The organism is Psychromonas sp. B3M02, from assembly GCF_003318165.1.
Classification (GTDB): Bacteria; Pseudomonadota; Gammaproteobacteria; order Enterobacterales; family Psychromonadaceae; genus Psychromonas.
In genome coordinates, this window is the sequence record NZ_QOCB01000080.1 from 1 (window position 1) to 15,861 (window position 15,861).

General features: G+C 39.3%; 17 protein-coding genes. 6 read left to right on the forward strand and 11 right to left on the reverse strand.

The features are described from left to right. Positions 1–73: 73 nt before the first annotated feature. Positions 74–1,390 (forward strand): CinA family nicotinamide mononucleotide deamidase-related protein, encoded by a 1,317-nt coding sequence (locus tag DS885_RS08800; protein WP_113819066.1) that lies wholly within the window; start codon positions 74–76, stop codon positions 1,388–1,390. Between the two features lie 62 nt (positions 1,391–1,452). Next, on the forward strand, positions 1,453–1,782 hold the full coding sequence (locus DS885_RS08805) for a rhodanese-like domain-containing protein (protein ID WP_258546877.1): 330 nt from the start codon (positions 1,453–1,455) through the stop codon (positions 1,780–1,782). A 43-nt stretch (positions 1,783–1,825) separates the two neighbouring features. Here the strand turns inward: DS885_RS08805 and DS885_RS08810 are convergent, their stop codons facing one another. Continuing rightward, complete coding sequence (locus DS885_RS08810) at positions 1,826–2,008, reverse strand: DUF6435 family protein (RefSeq protein WP_113819067.1); 183 nt, start codon at positions 2,006–2,008, stop codon at positions 1,826–1,828. Between the two features lie 156 nt (positions 2,009–2,164). On the opposite strand from DS885_RS08810, the gene DS885_RS08815 reads away from it, so the two are divergent. The 4 genes from DS885_RS08815 to DS885_RS08830 all read left to right on the forward strand — a co-directional run bounded on the left by DS885_RS08815 (position 2,165) and on the right by DS885_RS08830 (position 4,151). Next, entirely contained in the window at positions 2,165–2,659 is a 495-nt protein-coding gene (locus tag DS885_RS08815; protein ID WP_113819068.1) for a DUF2798 domain-containing protein, read from the forward strand. A gap of 294 nt (positions 2,660–2,953) precedes the next feature. Further along, on the forward strand, positions 2,954–3,283 hold the full coding sequence (locus DS885_RS08820) for a DMT family transporter (protein ID WP_113819069.1): 330 nt from the start codon (positions 2,954–2,956) through the stop codon (positions 3,281–3,283). A gap of 92 nt (positions 3,284–3,375) precedes the next feature. Beyond that, positions 3,376–3,609 carry a nitrate/nitrite transporter NrtS gene (gene nrtS, locus DS885_RS08825; RefSeq protein WP_113819070.1) on the forward strand — a complete coding sequence of 78 codons (234 nt, stop codon included), beginning with the start codon at positions 3,376–3,378 and terminating at the stop codon, positions 3,607–3,609. Positions 3,610–3,650: 41 nt separating this feature from the next. Then, positions 3,651–4,151 (forward strand): GNAT family N-acetyltransferase, encoded by a 501-nt coding sequence (locus DS885_RS08830; RefSeq protein ID WP_113819071.1) that lies wholly within the window; start codon positions 3,651–3,653, stop codon positions 4,149–4,151. Positions 4,152–4,216: 65 nt separating this feature from the next. On the opposite strand, the gene DS885_RS08835 is transcribed toward DS885_RS08830, so the two are convergent. From DS885_RS08835 to DS885_RS08880, 10 genes are all read right to left on the reverse strand, one after another. Beyond that, positions 4,217–4,963: an amino acid ABC transporter ATP-binding protein gene (locus tag DS885_RS08835; protein WP_113819072.1), complete on the reverse strand. Its 747-nt coding sequence runs from the start codon at positions 4,961–4,963 to the stop codon at positions 4,217–4,219. A gap of 12 nt (positions 4,964–4,975) precedes the next feature. Further along, the gene (locus tag DS885_RS08840) at positions 4,976–6,055 is read right to left on the reverse strand and encodes an amino acid ABC transporter permease (protein WP_113819073.1); all 1,080 of its coding nucleotides are present in this window, start codon (positions 6,053–6,055) and stop codon (positions 4,976–4,978) included. A 1-nt stretch (position 6,056) separates the two neighbouring features. After that, positions 6,057–7,241, reverse strand: coding sequence for an amino acid ABC transporter permease (locus tag DS885_RS08845; RefSeq protein WP_181817738.1), 1,185 nt, complete (start codon positions 7,239–7,241; stop codon positions 6,057–6,059). Positions 7,242–7,304: 63 nt separating this feature from the next. Further along, positions 7,305–8,321, reverse strand: a complete 1,017-nt coding sequence (locus DS885_RS08850) for an amino acid ABC transporter substrate-binding protein (protein ID WP_113819074.1) — start codon at positions 8,319–8,321, stop codon at positions 7,305–7,307. A 342-nt stretch (positions 8,322–8,663) separates the two neighbouring features. Further along, a complete protein-coding gene (locus tag DS885_RS08855) occupies positions 8,664–10,382 on the reverse strand; it encodes a BatD family protein (RefSeq protein WP_113819075.1) in 1,719 nt (572 codons plus the stop codon). After that, positions 10,382–12,469, reverse strand: coding sequence for a vWA domain-containing protein (locus tag DS885_RS08860; protein ID WP_113819076.1), 2,088 nt, complete (start codon positions 12,467–12,469; stop codon positions 10,382–10,384). Before DS885_RS08860 ends, DS885_RS08855 begins: the two co-directional genes overlap by 1 nt. Further along, positions 12,459–13,442 (reverse strand): VWA domain-containing protein, encoded by a 984-nt coding sequence (locus DS885_RS08865; RefSeq protein ID WP_113819077.1) that lies wholly within the window; start codon positions 13,440–13,442, stop codon positions 12,459–12,461. Before DS885_RS08865 ends, DS885_RS08860 begins: the two co-directional genes overlap by 11 nt. Further along, positions 13,435–13,950 (reverse strand): DUF4381 domain-containing protein, encoded by a 516-nt coding sequence (locus DS885_RS08870; RefSeq protein ID WP_113819078.1) that lies wholly within the window; start codon positions 13,948–13,950, stop codon positions 13,435–13,437. Before DS885_RS08870 ends, DS885_RS08865 begins: the two co-directional genes overlap by 8 nt. Next, on the reverse strand, positions 13,934–14,875 hold the full coding sequence (locus tag DS885_RS08875; protein WP_113819079.1) for a DUF58 domain-containing protein: 942 nt from the start codon (positions 14,873–14,875) through the stop codon (positions 13,934–13,936). The genes DS885_RS08870 and DS885_RS08875 overlap by 17 nt, the downstream gene beginning before the upstream one ends. Next, positions 14,875–15,834, reverse strand: a complete 960-nt coding sequence (locus DS885_RS08880; RefSeq protein WP_113819080.1) for an AAA family ATPase — start codon at positions 15,832–15,834, stop codon at positions 14,875–14,877. The genes DS885_RS08875 and DS885_RS08880 overlap by 1 nt, the downstream gene beginning before the upstream one ends. Positions 15,835–15,861: the final 27 nt, after the last annotated feature.

Sequence of the window (15,861 nt, forward strand, 5' to 3'; positions counted from 1 at the left end):
TATGTGATTAATATAATGTATCTGTAGTACTCTTAATTAACTATAGTCATTAATCATATATGAAGAGGCATTCATGAAACTAGAAATGATATGTACAGGCGAAGAAGTCTTAGCTGGTCAAATCGTTGATACCAATGCAGCATGGCTGGGTAATCAACTGATGAACCATGGTTTTGAAATGCATCGTCGTACGACAGTGGGTGACCGATTAAAGGATTTAATTGAAGTCTTTGAAGAACGTAGTCAGTACGCAGATATCATTTTAGTGAATGGTGGTCTGGGGCCAACAGCTGATGATCTTTCAGCACAAGCTATGGCGGATGCGATGGGGGTGCCTTTGGTTGAAAATCAACAATGGCTAGATCAACTGCGTATTTGGGGGGCTGAGCGAGGCATTACCTTAACCGCTAGTAACTTGAAACAAGCTTGGTTACCGGAGGGGGCAGTACTCGTTGATAATCCAGTGGGCAGTGCCTGCGGTTTCCGAGTAAAGCTTAATCGAGCGTGGTTATTTTTTACACCAGGTGTGCCGCATGAATATAAAAAGATGGTGTTAGAGCAATTTCTCCCTTTTGTAAAAGCTGAAGCTGGGCTACAAAGTAAAGTAGAAGTCACCAAGATATTGAGTATCGGAATGGGGGAATCAACAATGGCTGAGCGGTTAGAGAAGCTGTCATGGCCTGCTGGTATCACCCTTGGTTACAGGGCATATATGCCTTACTTAGAATTAAAATTAATCGCCCGTGATGTACCACAAGCACAGCAAACCATGGCTATTGAACAAGCTATGGCTGAATTAGGTGATGCTGTCGTTGCTCGAGATCAAGATACACTTGCTGCAGAGGTTCACCAATTATTACTTACTAAAGAAAGTACCTTAGCAGTAGCTGAATCCTTAACTGGCGGTGATATTTGTAACCAGTTAGTGACCTTTTCAGGCAGTTCTAACTACCTAAAACAAGGTGTAGTGAGTTATTGTAATGAAGCCAAGATGTCGCTGTTGAAAGTCTCTGAGCACTGTATTGAGCAAAACACTGAAGTGTCCTTATTATGTGCTGCACAGATGGCGGCTGGTGTGGCCAGCGCAAATACTAAAATCAGGACAACCGATTTTGCACTGGCAACAACAGGTATTGCAGGGCCAAGTGGTGGCACTGAGCAAAACCCAATTGGTACTGTGGTGATTGCCGTTAAAGCGAATCACCAAGTTTATTGTCAAACTATTCGTCTTTCATCACAACGCAGTCGTGCTTATATTCGAGATATTAGCGCAGCCATTGCTTTAGATATGTTACGACGTGCTATTATTGGTATTTCACCTATTGCCGAATATCACTACATTACTCGTGTTAATTCAGCGGTATACCCAATATCAGAGCTACTGACTTAATCGTTAGGCATGTCGATTTTTTGAGTGAGTATAGTGTTAGCGCAAACAGGATCAGGAGAGTTATGAAAAAAATACAGGTGTGTTGTGGAGTACTATTAGCTTGTTTTTCTATGGCGAGCTCGCTTGCTTTTGCGGATCCTGTTTGGATTGATGTTCGCACGCTATCTGAAAGTTTGCGCAATAACATTCCCGGTGATCTACGTATCTCACATTCGAATATAGTCAGAGAAGTGACAAAATTATACCCAGATAAAAGCACAGAAATTCACCTTTATGATAAAACAGGAGGTCGATCTGATATCGCAATGTCTGCATTAGAACGAGCTGGGTATGAGTTTGTAACCAACGAGGGCAGTATTGAAGAGGCAAAACAAAAAAGAGGGTTAAATTAATTATTTAACCTCTTAAAAAGCAGGCACTATTTATTTTTAATCTTCATCGGACTCTTACGTTTTGTTCAATCTCTATGATTTTTCTATCTATCTCTTGTGCTTCAAAACTTAACTGCGAGTAACGTTTAATATCACCATTTCTCTGTGCATGCATCGCTTCTTCTAATTTAGCGGAAAGTTGTTTATTAAGTTGTTTTAATGGATCTTTTTTAAATAGAGAAAACATCATTTATTCCTTTCTGTTATTTTACCCATTTCAATACGTTTGGATTGTTTTTTAGGTTCATATTTATATGGTTAAAAATAGAAATAAGTTGCTTTTGTCAACTAAATTTAATATGGTTGTATTTATCAACCACTTTTAATTAATAATAAGCAAAATATGCCATTAGAACTACAAAATCAAAATGAACAGGCGAAATTAATCGCTCCTAAAACACCATTGAGCTATAAAGTGTTTGTTATACTCTGCTTGTTGGGATTTTTTGCCGGTACCTTAACCGCGATCATGACTTATATGAACTTAGGTTATACAGAGCATTTTGCTATGGATTGGTTTAGTTCTTTTTTGGCTTCTTTATTGGTTATTCCGGTAGGGTTATTCGTTATGGCATTAATAACGAAATTAATTAACCGAAAATATCCACATTTAAGTGAATTAAAGCGTAATTTAGTCACTGGTACCATTATGGCCTTTACCATGGAGGCGGTAATGTCATTTAGTACTGCGATAAATAATATTGGTCTAGCGGACTTAGGGGATTTTTACCAAGGTTGGTTAGCGGGGTATTTAGGGGCGTTACCAGTCGGCTTGGCAATTATGGTCGTTATGTCATTAATCATTAAGCCTAAAATAGAAGCATTTATTAGAAGTTAGTAATGCTAATTGTCATTATACCCATTATACTAAGGCGGCGTTTTTTGGCTGTTTTTTATTAATTTTCAATTGTTTATATGTTGCGAATACACTAAACAAATTAAGGATTGTTGTTTGGCTGTAAGTTTTGTAGCAGAAACAAACATTTAAGAATTAACCTCTTTCGTCAATGCCCGGTAGACGACTATCGAAATTAATCTTCAAAAGGCGCAATTTATGCGTTGAGATAAACCAATTTTGCTACGTAAATTGGACTATTTATGGTGATCGGCATGACACAATATTGGAGTACAAATGGGTTATTGGTATTTAGCTATTGCGATCATATCTGAGGTGATAGGCACGCTAGCGTTAAAAGCGTCAGATGGTTTTAGTCACTGGGTTTATAGTAGTGTTTGTGTCATTGCCTATGTGATTACCTTTTATTTTTTATCGCTTGTGTTAAAAACTGTGCCGATTGGTATTGCTTATGCCATTTGGGCTGGTATGGGAATCGTTTTGGTGGCGGCTTTTGGTGCGCTTGTTTATAAACAGGTGCCAGACCTTGCGGCTATTATCGGCATAATTTTCATTATTATTGGTGTGATTATTTTGAATGTTTTTTCTAATACCTCCGGTCATTAATCATTAGCTCAACTAATTTTATTTGTTGATAACAAAGGATAGCTACTGGAGCTATTAAAATAGTTAACCACACCTTTAGGGACATGACTTATATGAAAACATCGCCTGGCTTTTTTGAACTGGCTTGCAGTCGCAAGATTATTATTCCTGCTTTAAAAGTATCATTATTGGTTGGCACTCTGCTGGCGGTTATTAATCACAGTAGTGCCATAATGCAAATGGATTTTGATAGCCAACGTCTATTTCAAATCATATTAACTTACTGTGTCCCTTATTGTGTTTCTACTTACTCAGCAGTCAAAGCAATTCAACAACGAGAAAAGTAGGGTAAAAGACTTGATGCTAAATAATAAAGACTAAGTAGCTCATGCAACGATTTGAATTGTGCAATGCAAAACACTGTGCTCAGGAGCTGTTAGCACTTGGGCAAATTAATATGAAAATGTGGTATCTCTTTAGCTGGTTAGTAGAGCATGGCGAATTACGCCATGGCACGCAAGCCGAAGTGGTAAAGCTATATGTCAATGAGCAGTTAGTCGCCTATAGCCTATTAGAGAATTATGAAGCTTGTGATGACAAGGTGAAGTGCTTTGAAGGTGAAGTCTATCAAGACCTCGGTGTATTACATTTTGTCACATTGCCCGAGCATCGTAATAAAGGTTATGCCAGCCTATTAGCGAAACAGATCTATCAGCAGGTGATTATACCGCTACTAGCTCGTTACCAAGACGTTAATGCCTATATTGTGGCTACTGAAAGGGCGGTACCATTAATTCAACGTGCAGGTATTGAGCCACGTTATTTGGTGACTCAGTTTTATTCTGATCAGACTTTCCATGAGAAGGTGATTCAACAAATAAATTATTGATTATCAGGTACAAAAAAAGGGCTAATCATTAGCCCTTTGTTATTGGTAAATACTGATTCATTTCTCTAGTGAGATAAAATCTGCTCTAGGAATAGTTTCAGACGATCTGATTGTGGGTTATCAAAGAATTCATTTGGTTCGTTTTCTTCAATAACTTGCCCTGCATCCATGAATACCACTCGGTCGGCTACTTTTTTCGCAAAGCCCATTTCATGTGTTACACAAATCATAGTAATACCTTCGTCAGCTAGCTCAACCATTACATCTAATACTTCCGATACCATTTCTGGATCCAGTGCAGACGTTGGTTCGTCAAATAACATAATTTCAGGGTTAATACATAAACAACGTGCAATCGCTACACGTTGTTGTTGACCACCTGAAAGTTGGTTAGGGTACTTATGTGCTTGCTCGGCAATTTTAACTCGCTCCAAGTAATACATCGCCGTTTCAATGGCTTCCTTACGTGGCTTTTTATGTACCCAAGTTGGTGCTATCAACAGGTTTTCTAATACAGACAAGTGTGGGAAAAGGTTAAAGTGTTGGAATACCATACCCACTTGAGAGCGAATATGACGGACTACTTTCACATCTTCAATTAACTCAGTACCATTGATGTTGATACTGCCTTCTTGAAACTTTTCAAGGTGATTTAAACAGCGTATTGTTGTTGATTTACCTGAACCCGATGGGCCACAGATAACCACTTTTTCGCCTTTTTTAATGTTTAAGTTTACATCTTTTAGTACATGGAAATCACCATACCACTTATTGACGTCCTTCATTGTAATCATAACTTCTTGGTCAGACATGACGTTTCCTTTTTAATGCTCGGTGTTAAATTTGCGTTCAATCGATTTTGAGTATTGTGACATTGAAAAACAGCATACCCAGTAAATAAGCGTTACAAATACGTAACCTTCTACTTCGTAGCCTAGCCAATTGGTATCACTGTTGGTCAGTGTCACCATTGCTAAAATGTCGAATAAACCGATAATTAAAACTAGTGTTGTATCTTTGAATAGAGAGATAAACGAACCCACTAGGTTAGGGATTGATATTTTTAAAGCCTGTGGAAGAATGATTAAAATCATACCTTGCCAATAAGTTAAGCCTAATGCTTCACTTGCTTCATATTGACCTTTAGGTATCGCTTGTAAGCCACCTCGTATTACCTCAGCAATGTACGCTGCTTGGAATAGAGTAATACCAATCAATGCACGTAGTAACTTATTAAATTCAATGCCATCATGGAAAAATAAAGGTAATAAAACCGATGCCATGAACAGTATTGTAATAAGCGGTACACCACGTACAAATTCAATGAATCCAATACACAGCGTTCTTAAAATCGGCATGTTAGATTGACGACCTAATGCCAATACTACACCAATTGGGAAGGAAGCAACGATGCCTACTGCCGCAACTAAAATGGTCAGCATTAAGCCACCCCATTTTTCAGTTTCAACCACTTCTAAACCAAACCATCCACCACTGATTAATACAAAACAGATAATTGGGAAAAGAATGATAGTCGCAATTTTAAGTTTAACGCTGCCAATGTATTTGAAACCAAAAATCAGTACAAGGCTTAAAATACCGACTAGGTTAGGGCGCCAATGCAATGCTTCAGGGTAAAATCCATACATAAATTGGTCGAATTTCTCGACAATAAATATCCAGCGAGCACCGCTGTTCACTACTTCATCTTTTGAGCCGGTCCATGTTGCATCAAAGATCATCCAATTTAATAATGGTGGAATAATCGCGTACAGAATGTATAAACCTGCAAGGGTTAATAGTGTATTTTTTACATCTGGAAAAAGATTTTCTCTTAACCAAAAAACAACGCCTTTATTGGTCGTTGGAGCCGGTTTGGCTTCTTTCATTGTATAAGTTGCCATCTTAACGTCCTTTTATAGCCATTTTGGCATTAACCCAGTTCAACAACAGTGAGATTAGAATACTGATGGTGAGGTAAACAGCCATGGTCATGAGAATAATCTCAATTGCTTGACCTACTTGGTTTAAGGTTGTGCCTGAGAATAATGTTACTAGTTCAGGGTAACCAATCGCCGTTGCTAAAGATGAGTTTTTAGTTAAATTTAAAAACTGATTAATAACAGGTGGGATAATGACGCGTAACGCTTGTGGTAAAACAACTTTAGTTAAAATCACATAGTCTTTAAGACCTAATGACTTAGCTGCTTCTTTTTGTCCTTTAGGTACGGCTTCTATACCTGCACGTACAGCTTCTGCGATATAAGTTGCAGTATAAATACTTAGTGCAAATAGTAGTGCTAGTAACTCTGGAATGATGGTTAAACCACCTCTAAAGTTAAAGCCTTTTAGTTCAGGGTAAATCGCTGTAATTGGTTGACCAACAATAAAGTATACCAACGTTGGTGCTAAGATTAGGATCGCTAGTGATACTTTGAAAATTGGAAACTCTTCACCCGTATCGTCATGACGTTTACGAGACCAACGAGTTAAGTAAATGACTGCCGCAACTGCCAATACAAAAGCAATAACTACTGCACTACTGCCGCTTTGAAAAATTGGTTCAGGTAATAATAAACCACGGTTATTTAAGAATACGCTGTCTAAATAAGCGAAACTTTGGCGTGGACCTGGTAATGCTGCAAGTACAACGTTGTACCAGAATAAAATTTGTAACAAAATTGGGATATTACGGAATGTCTCAATATATACAAGTGCAAGTTTTGAAACCAAAAAGTTACTTGATAAACGAGCAACACCTAATAATAAGCCAATAATCGAAGCGAAAATAATCCCTAATACCGACACAAGAATGGTATTTAATAAGCCAACAATAAATACATCCATAAAAGTAGATGTACCATCATCGTAAGGGATAAGTGTTTGACTAATGCCGAAGCCGGCAGTGTTGTCTAAAAATGAGAAACCAGTGGTAATACCACGGCTTTCGATATTTTCGAACATGTTATTTGCAAAATAAAATGCAAAGAACACAACGAGTGCTAAAGCGAGAACTTGGAAGAATATTGCGCGGTGCTGAGGATTGTTTAACAATCCTTTGCCGTCTACTGGGAGCTGTTTGTCTGTCATAATGTGCCTTTTAATCAGCTAGGAAAAAGGGGAAGTAAAACTTCCCCTAGAGACTGGTTAAAATTAACGGATTGGCATTGGGTACATGATACCGCCATCATTCCATAGTTTGTTTAAACTACGGTCAATTTTGATTGGTGAATCTTTACCTACGTTTAAGTCGTATGATTCAGCGTAGTTACCAACTTGTTTAACAATTTGGTAAGCCCAATCATTTTTAAGGCCTAGATCTTCACCTGTTTTACCTGAAGAACCTAATAGACGTTTAACTCCTGGGTTAGCTGATGATTTTAGCATTTCATCTACATTAGTTGATGATACACCTAGCTCTTCAGCTTCAATTGTTGCAAACATAGTCCAACGAATAACATTAAACCAAGCATCATCACCTTGACGAACTACAGGGCCTAGTGGTTCCTTAGAGATAGTTTCTGGTAATAAAATTGCTGATGTTGGATCGTCAAGTTTAATACGTAAACCAGCTAATTGAGAACGGTCAGATGTTACTGCGTCACAACGGCCTTTTTTGAAACCATCGATTGTTTGACCTGATGTATCATAAGTAACGGCTTTATATTCCATGCCATTAGCTTTGAAGTAATCTGTTAAGTTAAGCTCTGTTGTTGTACCCGCTTGAATACAGAATGTTGCACCATCAAGCTCTTTAGCAGACGATACACCTAAGCTTTTACTTACTAAGAAACCTTGACCATCGTAGTAGTTAACACCAGCAAAGTTTAAACCTAGAGAAGCATCACGTGTAGCAGTCCAAGTGGTTGCACGGGCTAGTACATCAACTTCACCACTTTGTAATGCAGTAAAACGCTCTTTAGCCGTTAATGGGAAGTATTTCACTTTACTTGCATCGCCTAACACTGCACTTGCTACTGATTTACAGAAATCTACATCTAGACCTTTCCATTCACCGTTAGAGTCAGCAGCTGAGAAACCTGGGATACCTGTAGAAACTCCACATTTTAGTACATCTTCTTTGATAACGTCTTCTAATGTACCTGCGTGAGATAAAGTAGGGACTGCCGCTGTTAGACCAAGTAATAAAGCTAGTTTTGTTACTTTCATCGTATTTTCCTTATGGCTTAAAATTATTGATAAATCACTATGAATATAGATAACGTGGTTTAGAACGATACTCATATAAAAATAATTATGGCAAGTTCCATGCCATTTCATATTTAGAACAATATCCATATAAATACATAAGAGCAATTTGCATGCCACCAATATATTTAACGAGATTAATCATAAGATAGAGGCAGGCTTTTACTAGCCCCTAAGCGCCTAACCCATCATTTTTTTTGATTTAAGTCATATTTCTGTTTGTTTTATGACTGGATTTGGGTTTTATGCACCATTTATGAGCAAATTTTTAAGGCCATAATTTGCTCATAAATAGGTGGAAAATTACGGATTGATATTGGTTATTTGATTTGGATCACTAGTGGTTGTAACTTGATGGTGCATTTTTATTAATTTTAATAGCTGTTGCGCATCCCATTGGTGCGTTTTGCCGGCACATGCTTGCTCAAGTTGCTGTAAATTAATTAATAATGCCTGTTTGACATCACTTTCTAAGTCATTGACCTCACAAAGCTGTTGTAATTTGCTCATAGTAGGTTGCTGTACTTGCCCATACTGTAAAAGCGCTAAATAAACTTGGTTTGGTTTAGCGTCTTTTAAAGCCGCTACTAGGGCTTTATAAGGCGAGCTCTGTTTGCTTTTTTTAGGTGTGGTAGTAGGAGCAAGTTTTAGATTTCGAGTGCACCTTACATGGTAAAAGCTAAATGCGATTAATAGGAGTAATAAAACCAAGGTGCTTATCTGCCAATACAATAACTGGGTTTCTTGTTGTTGATTGCTTTGATTGTTTAAAGTAGGGGCCGCTGCCTCAGCTGGTAACGCTGTTACACTTTGAGTTGGCTGTGTGGTGTTATTACTACTTGTTTGATTTACGCCCTGTGGTGCCGGCTTAATCGTTAAAGTTTGCGCGGGAAGTGTAGTGAACTCCTGCTTTTCTGTTTTACTGTTCCACCAAGCAATTTTGATTTCAGGTAAAACAAGCTGTCCTGCTTTATTGGCAATAATGGCATGAGTAACCGTTCGCTGGCTATAAATAGTGCCATCAATAGTCCCTTGTTTTAAATCATCTTGATCAGGGTAAACACGTAATGCTTTATCGTAATTAAGGTTAATTTCCGGCATTTTATCCAATGCCACTGAAGCAACTTGTAAGCTGATACTACGTGTAATTGGCTCTCCGACAAAATGTGTGTCAGCCTGCAGGTCATTATTTTCAATTAATCTCACGTCTTCGCTAATTAACCAATCACCTTGAAAATCAGCTGGCATTGCTTTAACGGTTAACGGTAGATTATTGCCTCGGATATTAATAGGCGTGTTTTTTACTCTGTCTTGCCAACCATTAACACGGGTTACTTGACGTACTGAACCCGTTAATAAAGGAGACGTTATCGACACATCACCTGCAACCGAAGGAGTGACTGTATATTGGTAATGGAATACACGGTAGCGTAAACCATTACGAATAACTTGATTCTGTTGTTGGTCAAGTTGTACTTGTTCAATACTGGCGTCATCTAATGTTGGTGGCTGAATATCACCATTCGCCACATTTTCAGAAACAAATATTTTAGTGTCTACAATCACGGGTTGGTCTATATACACGCTATCTTTATTAAGGCTGTTTTCAATAAAGATAGTATCGCTAGCCGTTGATTGTTGCTGTTTACCAGGTTGCTTGACCTCAATATTAATGGCTTGGGTCTTTAGGTCATCTAATTGAAGTGCAGGAATAGTAAATTGACCCACTGATTTAGCTTGTAAACTGACCGTCCAGGTCGTCTGTTGAGTAAAGTCACCATTAATGTAGGACGTTTGTTGGCTTCGGGAAGGTGAGCCGACATTAAAATCCTCACTTAATTGACTGGTGTCTAACTGATATTCAGAGCCCGTATCATCAACTTGGACGGTTAAATAGAAGGTATCACCCAAATAAATAGTATTGCTACTAATAGAGGCCGTTGCTTGTGTCGCTGCCATAGCTGGCATGCAAAAAGCGATGAGTAATAGGCTGACATTGATTAGTTTTTGTATAAACGGCATTACCAGATCTCTCCGTTATTATTGTTGTTATTTAGCACAGGTTTGTTAGCAGCGCGCTTGCGGTATTCAAGCTGCATTTTATTTCTTAGTAACAAAGCTGGGTCATCGGGGACGTTTTTTAACCACAAAGGCAAGTCTTCATACTCTTGATTGACATCAGGGTCTTGAGTTGCGTTAGTCGCTGCGGCTTGTTGCTCCGTATTATCTTGTTCATCCTGACTATCGGCAGCAGCTTGTTGTGCCTGTTGCTGTTCTGATTCTCGCTGCTGTTGCTCTTGTTGTTCAGCTGCACTCTGTTGCTGACTTTGCTGTTCAGAAGATTGCTGATCTTGCTGGCTCTGCTGCTGACTTTGCTGTTCAGAAGATTGCTGATCTTGCTGACTCTGCTGTTGTTGCTGGTCAGAAGATGGTTGATCTTGCTGAGTCTGCTGTTGATTTTGTTGCTGGTCAGAAGATTGCTGATCTTGCTGACTCTGCTGTTGGTTTTGTTGCTGGTCAGAAGATGGTTGATCTTGCTGACTCTGCTGTTGATTTTGTTGCTGGTCATCAGAAGATTGTTGGTCTTGCTGACTCTGCTGTTGGTTTTGTTGCTGGTTATCAGAAGATTGTTGGTCTTGCTGACTCTGCTGTTGGCTTTGTTGCTGGTCATCAGAAGATTGTTGGTCTTGCTGCTTCTGTTGTTGTTCTTGTTGTTTTAATAGTTCTTCCACGGCTTTTTTATTGGCCAGCGCTTCAGCAAAATCTGGCTTTATCGCTAAAGCAGCATTATAGCTCGCCAGTGCTTGTTGGTATTTTTGTTGCATCGCCTGCGCATTCCCTAAATTATAAAGATTGTTGGTATCCTTAGGTGATTGCTCTTTCTGACTTTCATAAAGCGCTTCAGCTTGTTGGTATTGTTTATCTTTAAACAGGGCTGACGCTTTCCAACTCGGATCTTCGAACTGCTCGCCAGCTGCTTTATAATCGCCATTTTGAAAAGCTTGATAAGCATTTTGTTGGCTATTTTCCCACACTGAAGCTTGTACTTTAGTATTTGCAAAAGGCAAGCTTAAGATAACGCTCAATAGCGCAATATAGAAAACACCTTTTCTAAACAATAATAAAAATAGCGGAATTAATAGGGAGCCTAACCAATAACCATCATCAATTAATTGTTCGCTATTACTGTTATTTGCTTGTTCATCTTGCTGTTTATTCAGTTGCTCACTGTTGTAATGTGCCGCTAAACGTAATACATCGTTACCTGTATGATCGAATCTTGTATAAAGTCCATGAGTACTTTGTACCACAGGGTACAGCGTTTCTGTTGCTAATTTAGGGATAATGATTTTTTCACTGTTGTCTTTTAATAAGCTACCATCACTGAGTTTAATCGGGGCTCCTTCAGGCGTGCCAACCGCGAGAACAGATACCATAAAGTCAGTCCCTTCGAGCATCTCCTGCATCTTATCGGCACTCTCTTGATCAACTCCATCACTGATAAACACAATATGTCCCTGTTGATAACCAGCATTTTTGAGCAAGGTGATCGCTTTTGCTAAGGCTAAATCAGGGCGAGACCCACGAGCTGGCATTAAATCAGGTGATAGGTTAGGGATATGGTTAATAATCGCGTTGCTGTCTTTGGTTAAAGGTGTAATGGTAAATGCGTCACCAGCGTAAGCAATCAAACCTTTATCGCCTTCACTCCATTGCTTTAAAAGGTCAATGGCTTTGTATTTAGCTTGATTTAAACGGTTAGGTTTAACATCTGTTGCGTACATTGAATAAGAGAGATCAAAGGCAATCACTTGCGCTTGTTGTATCTCATAAACCGGTAGTTTTACAGAGCGAATACTCGGACCCGATAAAGCAATACAAGCAATAATCGCTAGGATACTTAATGCCACTCGATTGCTTTTTTTACTTTCAGGTTGTGTCACTAAGTGTTCACTTAAATGATTTGCAATCACATCACTGGATTGATTTTTACCCTGTTTATAGCGCCATAAACTTAATGCAAAAATAATAACCAGGCCAATTAACCAGTAGGGGCGTAGGAATTCTAACGCGCCGAAGCTACTGTCTAGGGTGTCGTTAAAGTTCATCTTCACCTCTTATTTTTAATGACAATATCACGACTAAAAGAATCAATACGGCGATTGATAAAGGCCAGTAAAATAGGTTCTTTTCAGGACGGAACTCCAAATACTCCCCATCAACAGGTTGTAATTGATTGATGGTGTCGTAGATTTTTTGTAAATCCTCTTGACTACGTGCGCGGAAATATTGCCCATCGGTTAATGAAGCTACTTGCTTTAGCGTCTCTTCATCAAGGTCTGCAGATGGGTTAACACGTTGATTACCAAAGAAACCAGGTTTGATCATGGAGTCTGCACCAATACCAATCGTGTAGATTTTAATATTGTTTTTAGCGGCTTGTTTCGCTGCTGCAATGGGCTTGATACTACCAGCCGTGTTTGCGCCATCGGTTAATAGAATCAACACACGCTGTTCATTTTGATTTTCAACAAAGCGTTTAATGGCCATACCAATAGACTCTCCAATGGCCGTTTGTTTCCCCACTAAGCCGATCTCTGTTTCATCAACCATGGTCGATACCGTATCAACATCAAAGGTTAAAGGGGTTTGTAAGTAGGCGTGGTCAGCAAATAAAATAAGGCCTAAACGGTCGCCACTTCGCTGTTTAACAAAGTCTTTTACAATCGATTTTACTAAGGTAAGCCGATCTACAGTACGTCCATTTAATGGCATATCCTCTTCTTGCATACTGCCCGATAAATCCAAAGAGAGGATCATATCTCGGCTTTGTTGCTGAATACGAATAGGCTCCCCAAACCAGACAGGTTTTGCAATAGCAGCTAATAACAATGTCCATAGCAACCAAGGGACAAAATACCCCATTAAAGGGTTAGCCTTTTTATCTTTTTGCTCTGTTAAGCCTTCAGCTAATGGGATCCATAATTGTGTATAAGCTTGTTTTTTAGGGGGTAATAAACGTCTTGCTAATAATGGTAAAGGTAATAAAAGGAATACCCACCAGTAACTAAATTCAAACATGATGTTGGCCTGTTAATGATTGATCAACGGAAGTTGATTTTTTCAGCCTTTTCACCTGTGCGGGAAATCCTTTTATCCAATGTGAGACTGATTTGAAATCCTGTTCATCGCACATCGAAGGCTGTTGATATAAACGCTGACAAAATTGCGTTTGCTCACCAAATAGCGGGGTGCTACCAGTGTGGTGAGCTTGGATAAAGTTAAACCAAGCTTCTCCTGTTAATGAAGCAACTTGATGCCTTGGGTAATACTGCAGTGCTAAGCCTTTCAGTAATTTATTCAACTCAGCAAAGCGAGGGGTTGCTTGTTGCCTCAACTGTTTGAGTGCTACTAGGGCTTGCTTGGTTTTTTTCTGTTTTTTCTGGTGTTGCTTAAACAGCCAAACAAACAGTGCCAGTAACATAAGCATAGCGCCTAAAATGACCCAATAAATCGGCGCTGGTGGCCATGCTGATGGAGCTTGTGTTGGTAATATTATTTGTTCAAAGGGGTTATTGGATGTTGGCATTGAATTGCTCCAATAATGGGCTAGCAGCACTAATATGATAATGTGCAATACCGTATTTTAAAAAGTGACTTTGCATCTGTTGCTGGCGTTCTGTTGCCGCAGTGTTATAAGACTTTTGTTGTCGCTTATTGCGCAAAAATCCACTTCCTTTTAACGAGTTAATTTTTAAATTAGCCTGTAACATTTTCTTTGGTAAGTGTGATTCTAATGGATCGCTAATTTGCCAAATAGTCACTTGGTTATGCCGTCTTAACAGATTAATGAGTTTATAACAGGCTTCATCTAACTGTGAAAAATCGCTGATTAAATGTACTTGGCTACCGGTTTGTACTAAATGAGAAAGACGTTTTAATTGTAAGAAGAGCGATTGTTGCTGCGGTATTTTAAAGGCTGTTTTTTGACATAATATCTGGCTTTGATGCAGAAACGCCATCAAGCCTTTATTACGGGATGTTGGTTTTAATTCTGCGACGTTTTGCTGATTAAAAACAATTCCCCCCAAGCGGTCATTACGTTGTTTGGCTTGCCAACTTAATAGCGATGCTAAATGGCATGCCTGTACCGACTTAAAGGCAAATTGACTACCAAATATCATGCTGTCGGAAAGGTCTACCAATAAAAAGACTGGCCGCTCTTTCTCTTCTTGGAATAGCTTAGTATGCGCTCTTCCCGTTCTGGCGGTGACCGCCCAATCAATGGATCGGACATCGTCACCGGGTTGATAATGTCGAACTTCGGCAAACTCCATGCCGCGGCCTTTAATGTTGGCTAAGTAATTACCAGACAACTGACGTGTTGCCGGTAATTGCTTGCTACTTAAAGATAGCTTTCCGTGCTGTTTATAACTAAGCAGTTCGTTTAATTGAACATCAACGCCAGTAGTATAAGGCGTATTAGCAAAAATAGCGGGAATATGTGTACTCATTAGCCTGCGATCGCCACTTGATTAATAATTTCTTGAATAACCTGATTAGCACTCAACCCTTGTGCTTCCGCTTCATAACTTAAAATAACTCGATGGCGTAAAACAGGGTATAAGTTACTAATAATATCTTCAGGCATGACGTAGTCTCGGTCATTTAACCAAGCGCGTGCTTTTGCGGTGCGCATTAAAGCTAAGGTAGCGCGGGGGCTGGCTCCATAGCTGATCCACTCTCCGAGCTTTTCACCAAAACGCGCTGGTTGACGTGTTGCCATGATTAAATCAATCAAATATTGCTCTAAATGCGGGGCAATACTGACTTTCATTACCTCTTCACGCATCGCGAAGATCTGCTCATTGAGTAACGGTGTAACCGCCGCAATTTTCTCTTTGAGGATCTCTTTTTGATTTAACTGCAGGATCAGGCGTTCTGTATCAGCATCTGGATAATCTAACTGAAGGTGCATAATGAAACGGTCTAATTGTGCTTCTGGTAATGGGTAAGTCCCTTCTTGCTCCAATGGGTTTTGTGTGGCCATGACCAAGAACAGCGGCGGGAGAGGATAAGTGGTTTTACCGACAGTCACTTGACGCTCAGCCATCGCTTCTAATAGCGCGGATTGAACTTTCGCTGGCGCACGGTTTATTTCATCGGCCAAGATTAAGTTATGGAAAATAGGCCCTTTCTCGAAAATAAATTGACCTGTTTCTTGGCGAAAAATATCGGTCCCTGTGACATCCGAAGGAAGGAGGTCTGGGGTAAATTGGATTCTGTGAAAATCGCCTTCAATTCCGTCTGATAATGCGTTGATTGCTCGGGTTTTTGCTAAACCTGGCGGGCTTTCAACTAAGATATGTCCATCTGCTAGTAGTGCGATCAATAAGCTGTCAACCAGCTCACTTTGACCCAAAATCATTTTATTTAAATAGTCACGTAATTGATTTAACTGTTGTTTTGCCATTGCGGGTATCTGCATTTAAATTGATGG

Excerpts from the sequence above, each read along its gene's own strand:
- DS885_RS08835 (WP_113819072.1), bottom strand. The coding sequence starts at position 4,963 with ATGTCTGACCAAGAAGTTATGATTACAATGAAGGACGTCAATAAGTGG.
- DS885_RS08800 (WP_113819066.1), top strand. The coding sequence starts at position 74 with ATGAAACTAGAAATGATATGTACAGGCGAAGAAGTCTTAGCTGGTCAA.
- DS885_RS08805 (WP_258546877.1), top strand. The coding sequence starts at position 1,453 with ATGAAAAAAATACAGGTGTGTTGTGGAGTACTATTAGCTTGTTTTTCT.
- DS885_RS08880 (WP_113819080.1), bottom strand. The coding sequence starts at position 15,834 with ATGGCAAAACAACAGTTAAATCAATTACGTGACTATTTAAATAAAATG.
- DS885_RS08810 (WP_113819067.1), bottom strand. The coding sequence starts at position 2,008 with ATGTTTTCTCTATTTAAAAAAGATCCATTAAAACAACTTAATAAACAA.
- DS885_RS08815 (WP_113819068.1), top strand. The coding sequence starts at position 2,165 with ATGCCATTAGAACTACAAAATCAAAATGAACAGGCGAAATTAATCGCT.
- DS885_RS08870 (WP_113819078.1), bottom strand. The coding sequence starts at position 13,950 with ATGCCAACATCCAATAACCCCTTTGAACAAATAATATTACCAACACAA.
- DS885_RS08860 (WP_113819076.1), bottom strand. The coding sequence starts at position 12,469 with ATGAACTTTAACGACACCCTAGACAGTAGCTTCGGCGCGTTAGAATTC.
- DS885_RS08865 (WP_113819077.1), bottom strand. The coding sequence starts at position 13,442 with ATGTTTGAATTTAGTTACTGGTGGGTATTCCTTTTATTACCTTTACCA.
- DS885_RS08875 (WP_113819079.1), bottom strand. The coding sequence starts at position 14,875 with ATGAGTACACATATTCCCGCTATTTTTGCTAATACGCCTTATACTACT.
- DS885_RS08850 (WP_113819074.1), bottom strand. The coding sequence starts at position 8,321 with ATGAAAGTAACAAAACTAGCTTTATTACTTGGTCTAACAGCGGCAGTC.
- DS885_RS08855 (WP_113819075.1), bottom strand. The coding sequence starts at position 10,382 with ATGCCGTTTATACAAAAACTAATCAATGTCAGCCTATTACTCATCGCT.
- DS885_RS08820 (WP_113819069.1), top strand. The coding sequence starts at position 2,954 with ATGGGTTATTGGTATTTAGCTATTGCGATCATATCTGAGGTGATAGGC.
- DS885_RS08845 (WP_181817738.1), bottom strand. The coding sequence starts at position 7,241 with ATGACAGACAAACAGCTCCCAGTAGACGGCAAAGGATTGTTAAACAAT.
- DS885_RS08830 (WP_113819071.1), top strand. The coding sequence starts at position 3,651 with ATGCAACGATTTGAATTGTGCAATGCAAAACACTGTGCTCAGGAGCTG.
- nrtS (WP_113819070.1), top strand. The coding sequence starts at position 3,376 with ATGAAAACATCGCCTGGCTTTTTTGAACTGGCTTGCAGTCGCAAGATT.
- DS885_RS08840 (WP_113819073.1), bottom strand. The coding sequence starts at position 6,055 with ATGGCAACTTATACAATGAAAGAAGCCAAACCGGCTCCAACGACCAAT.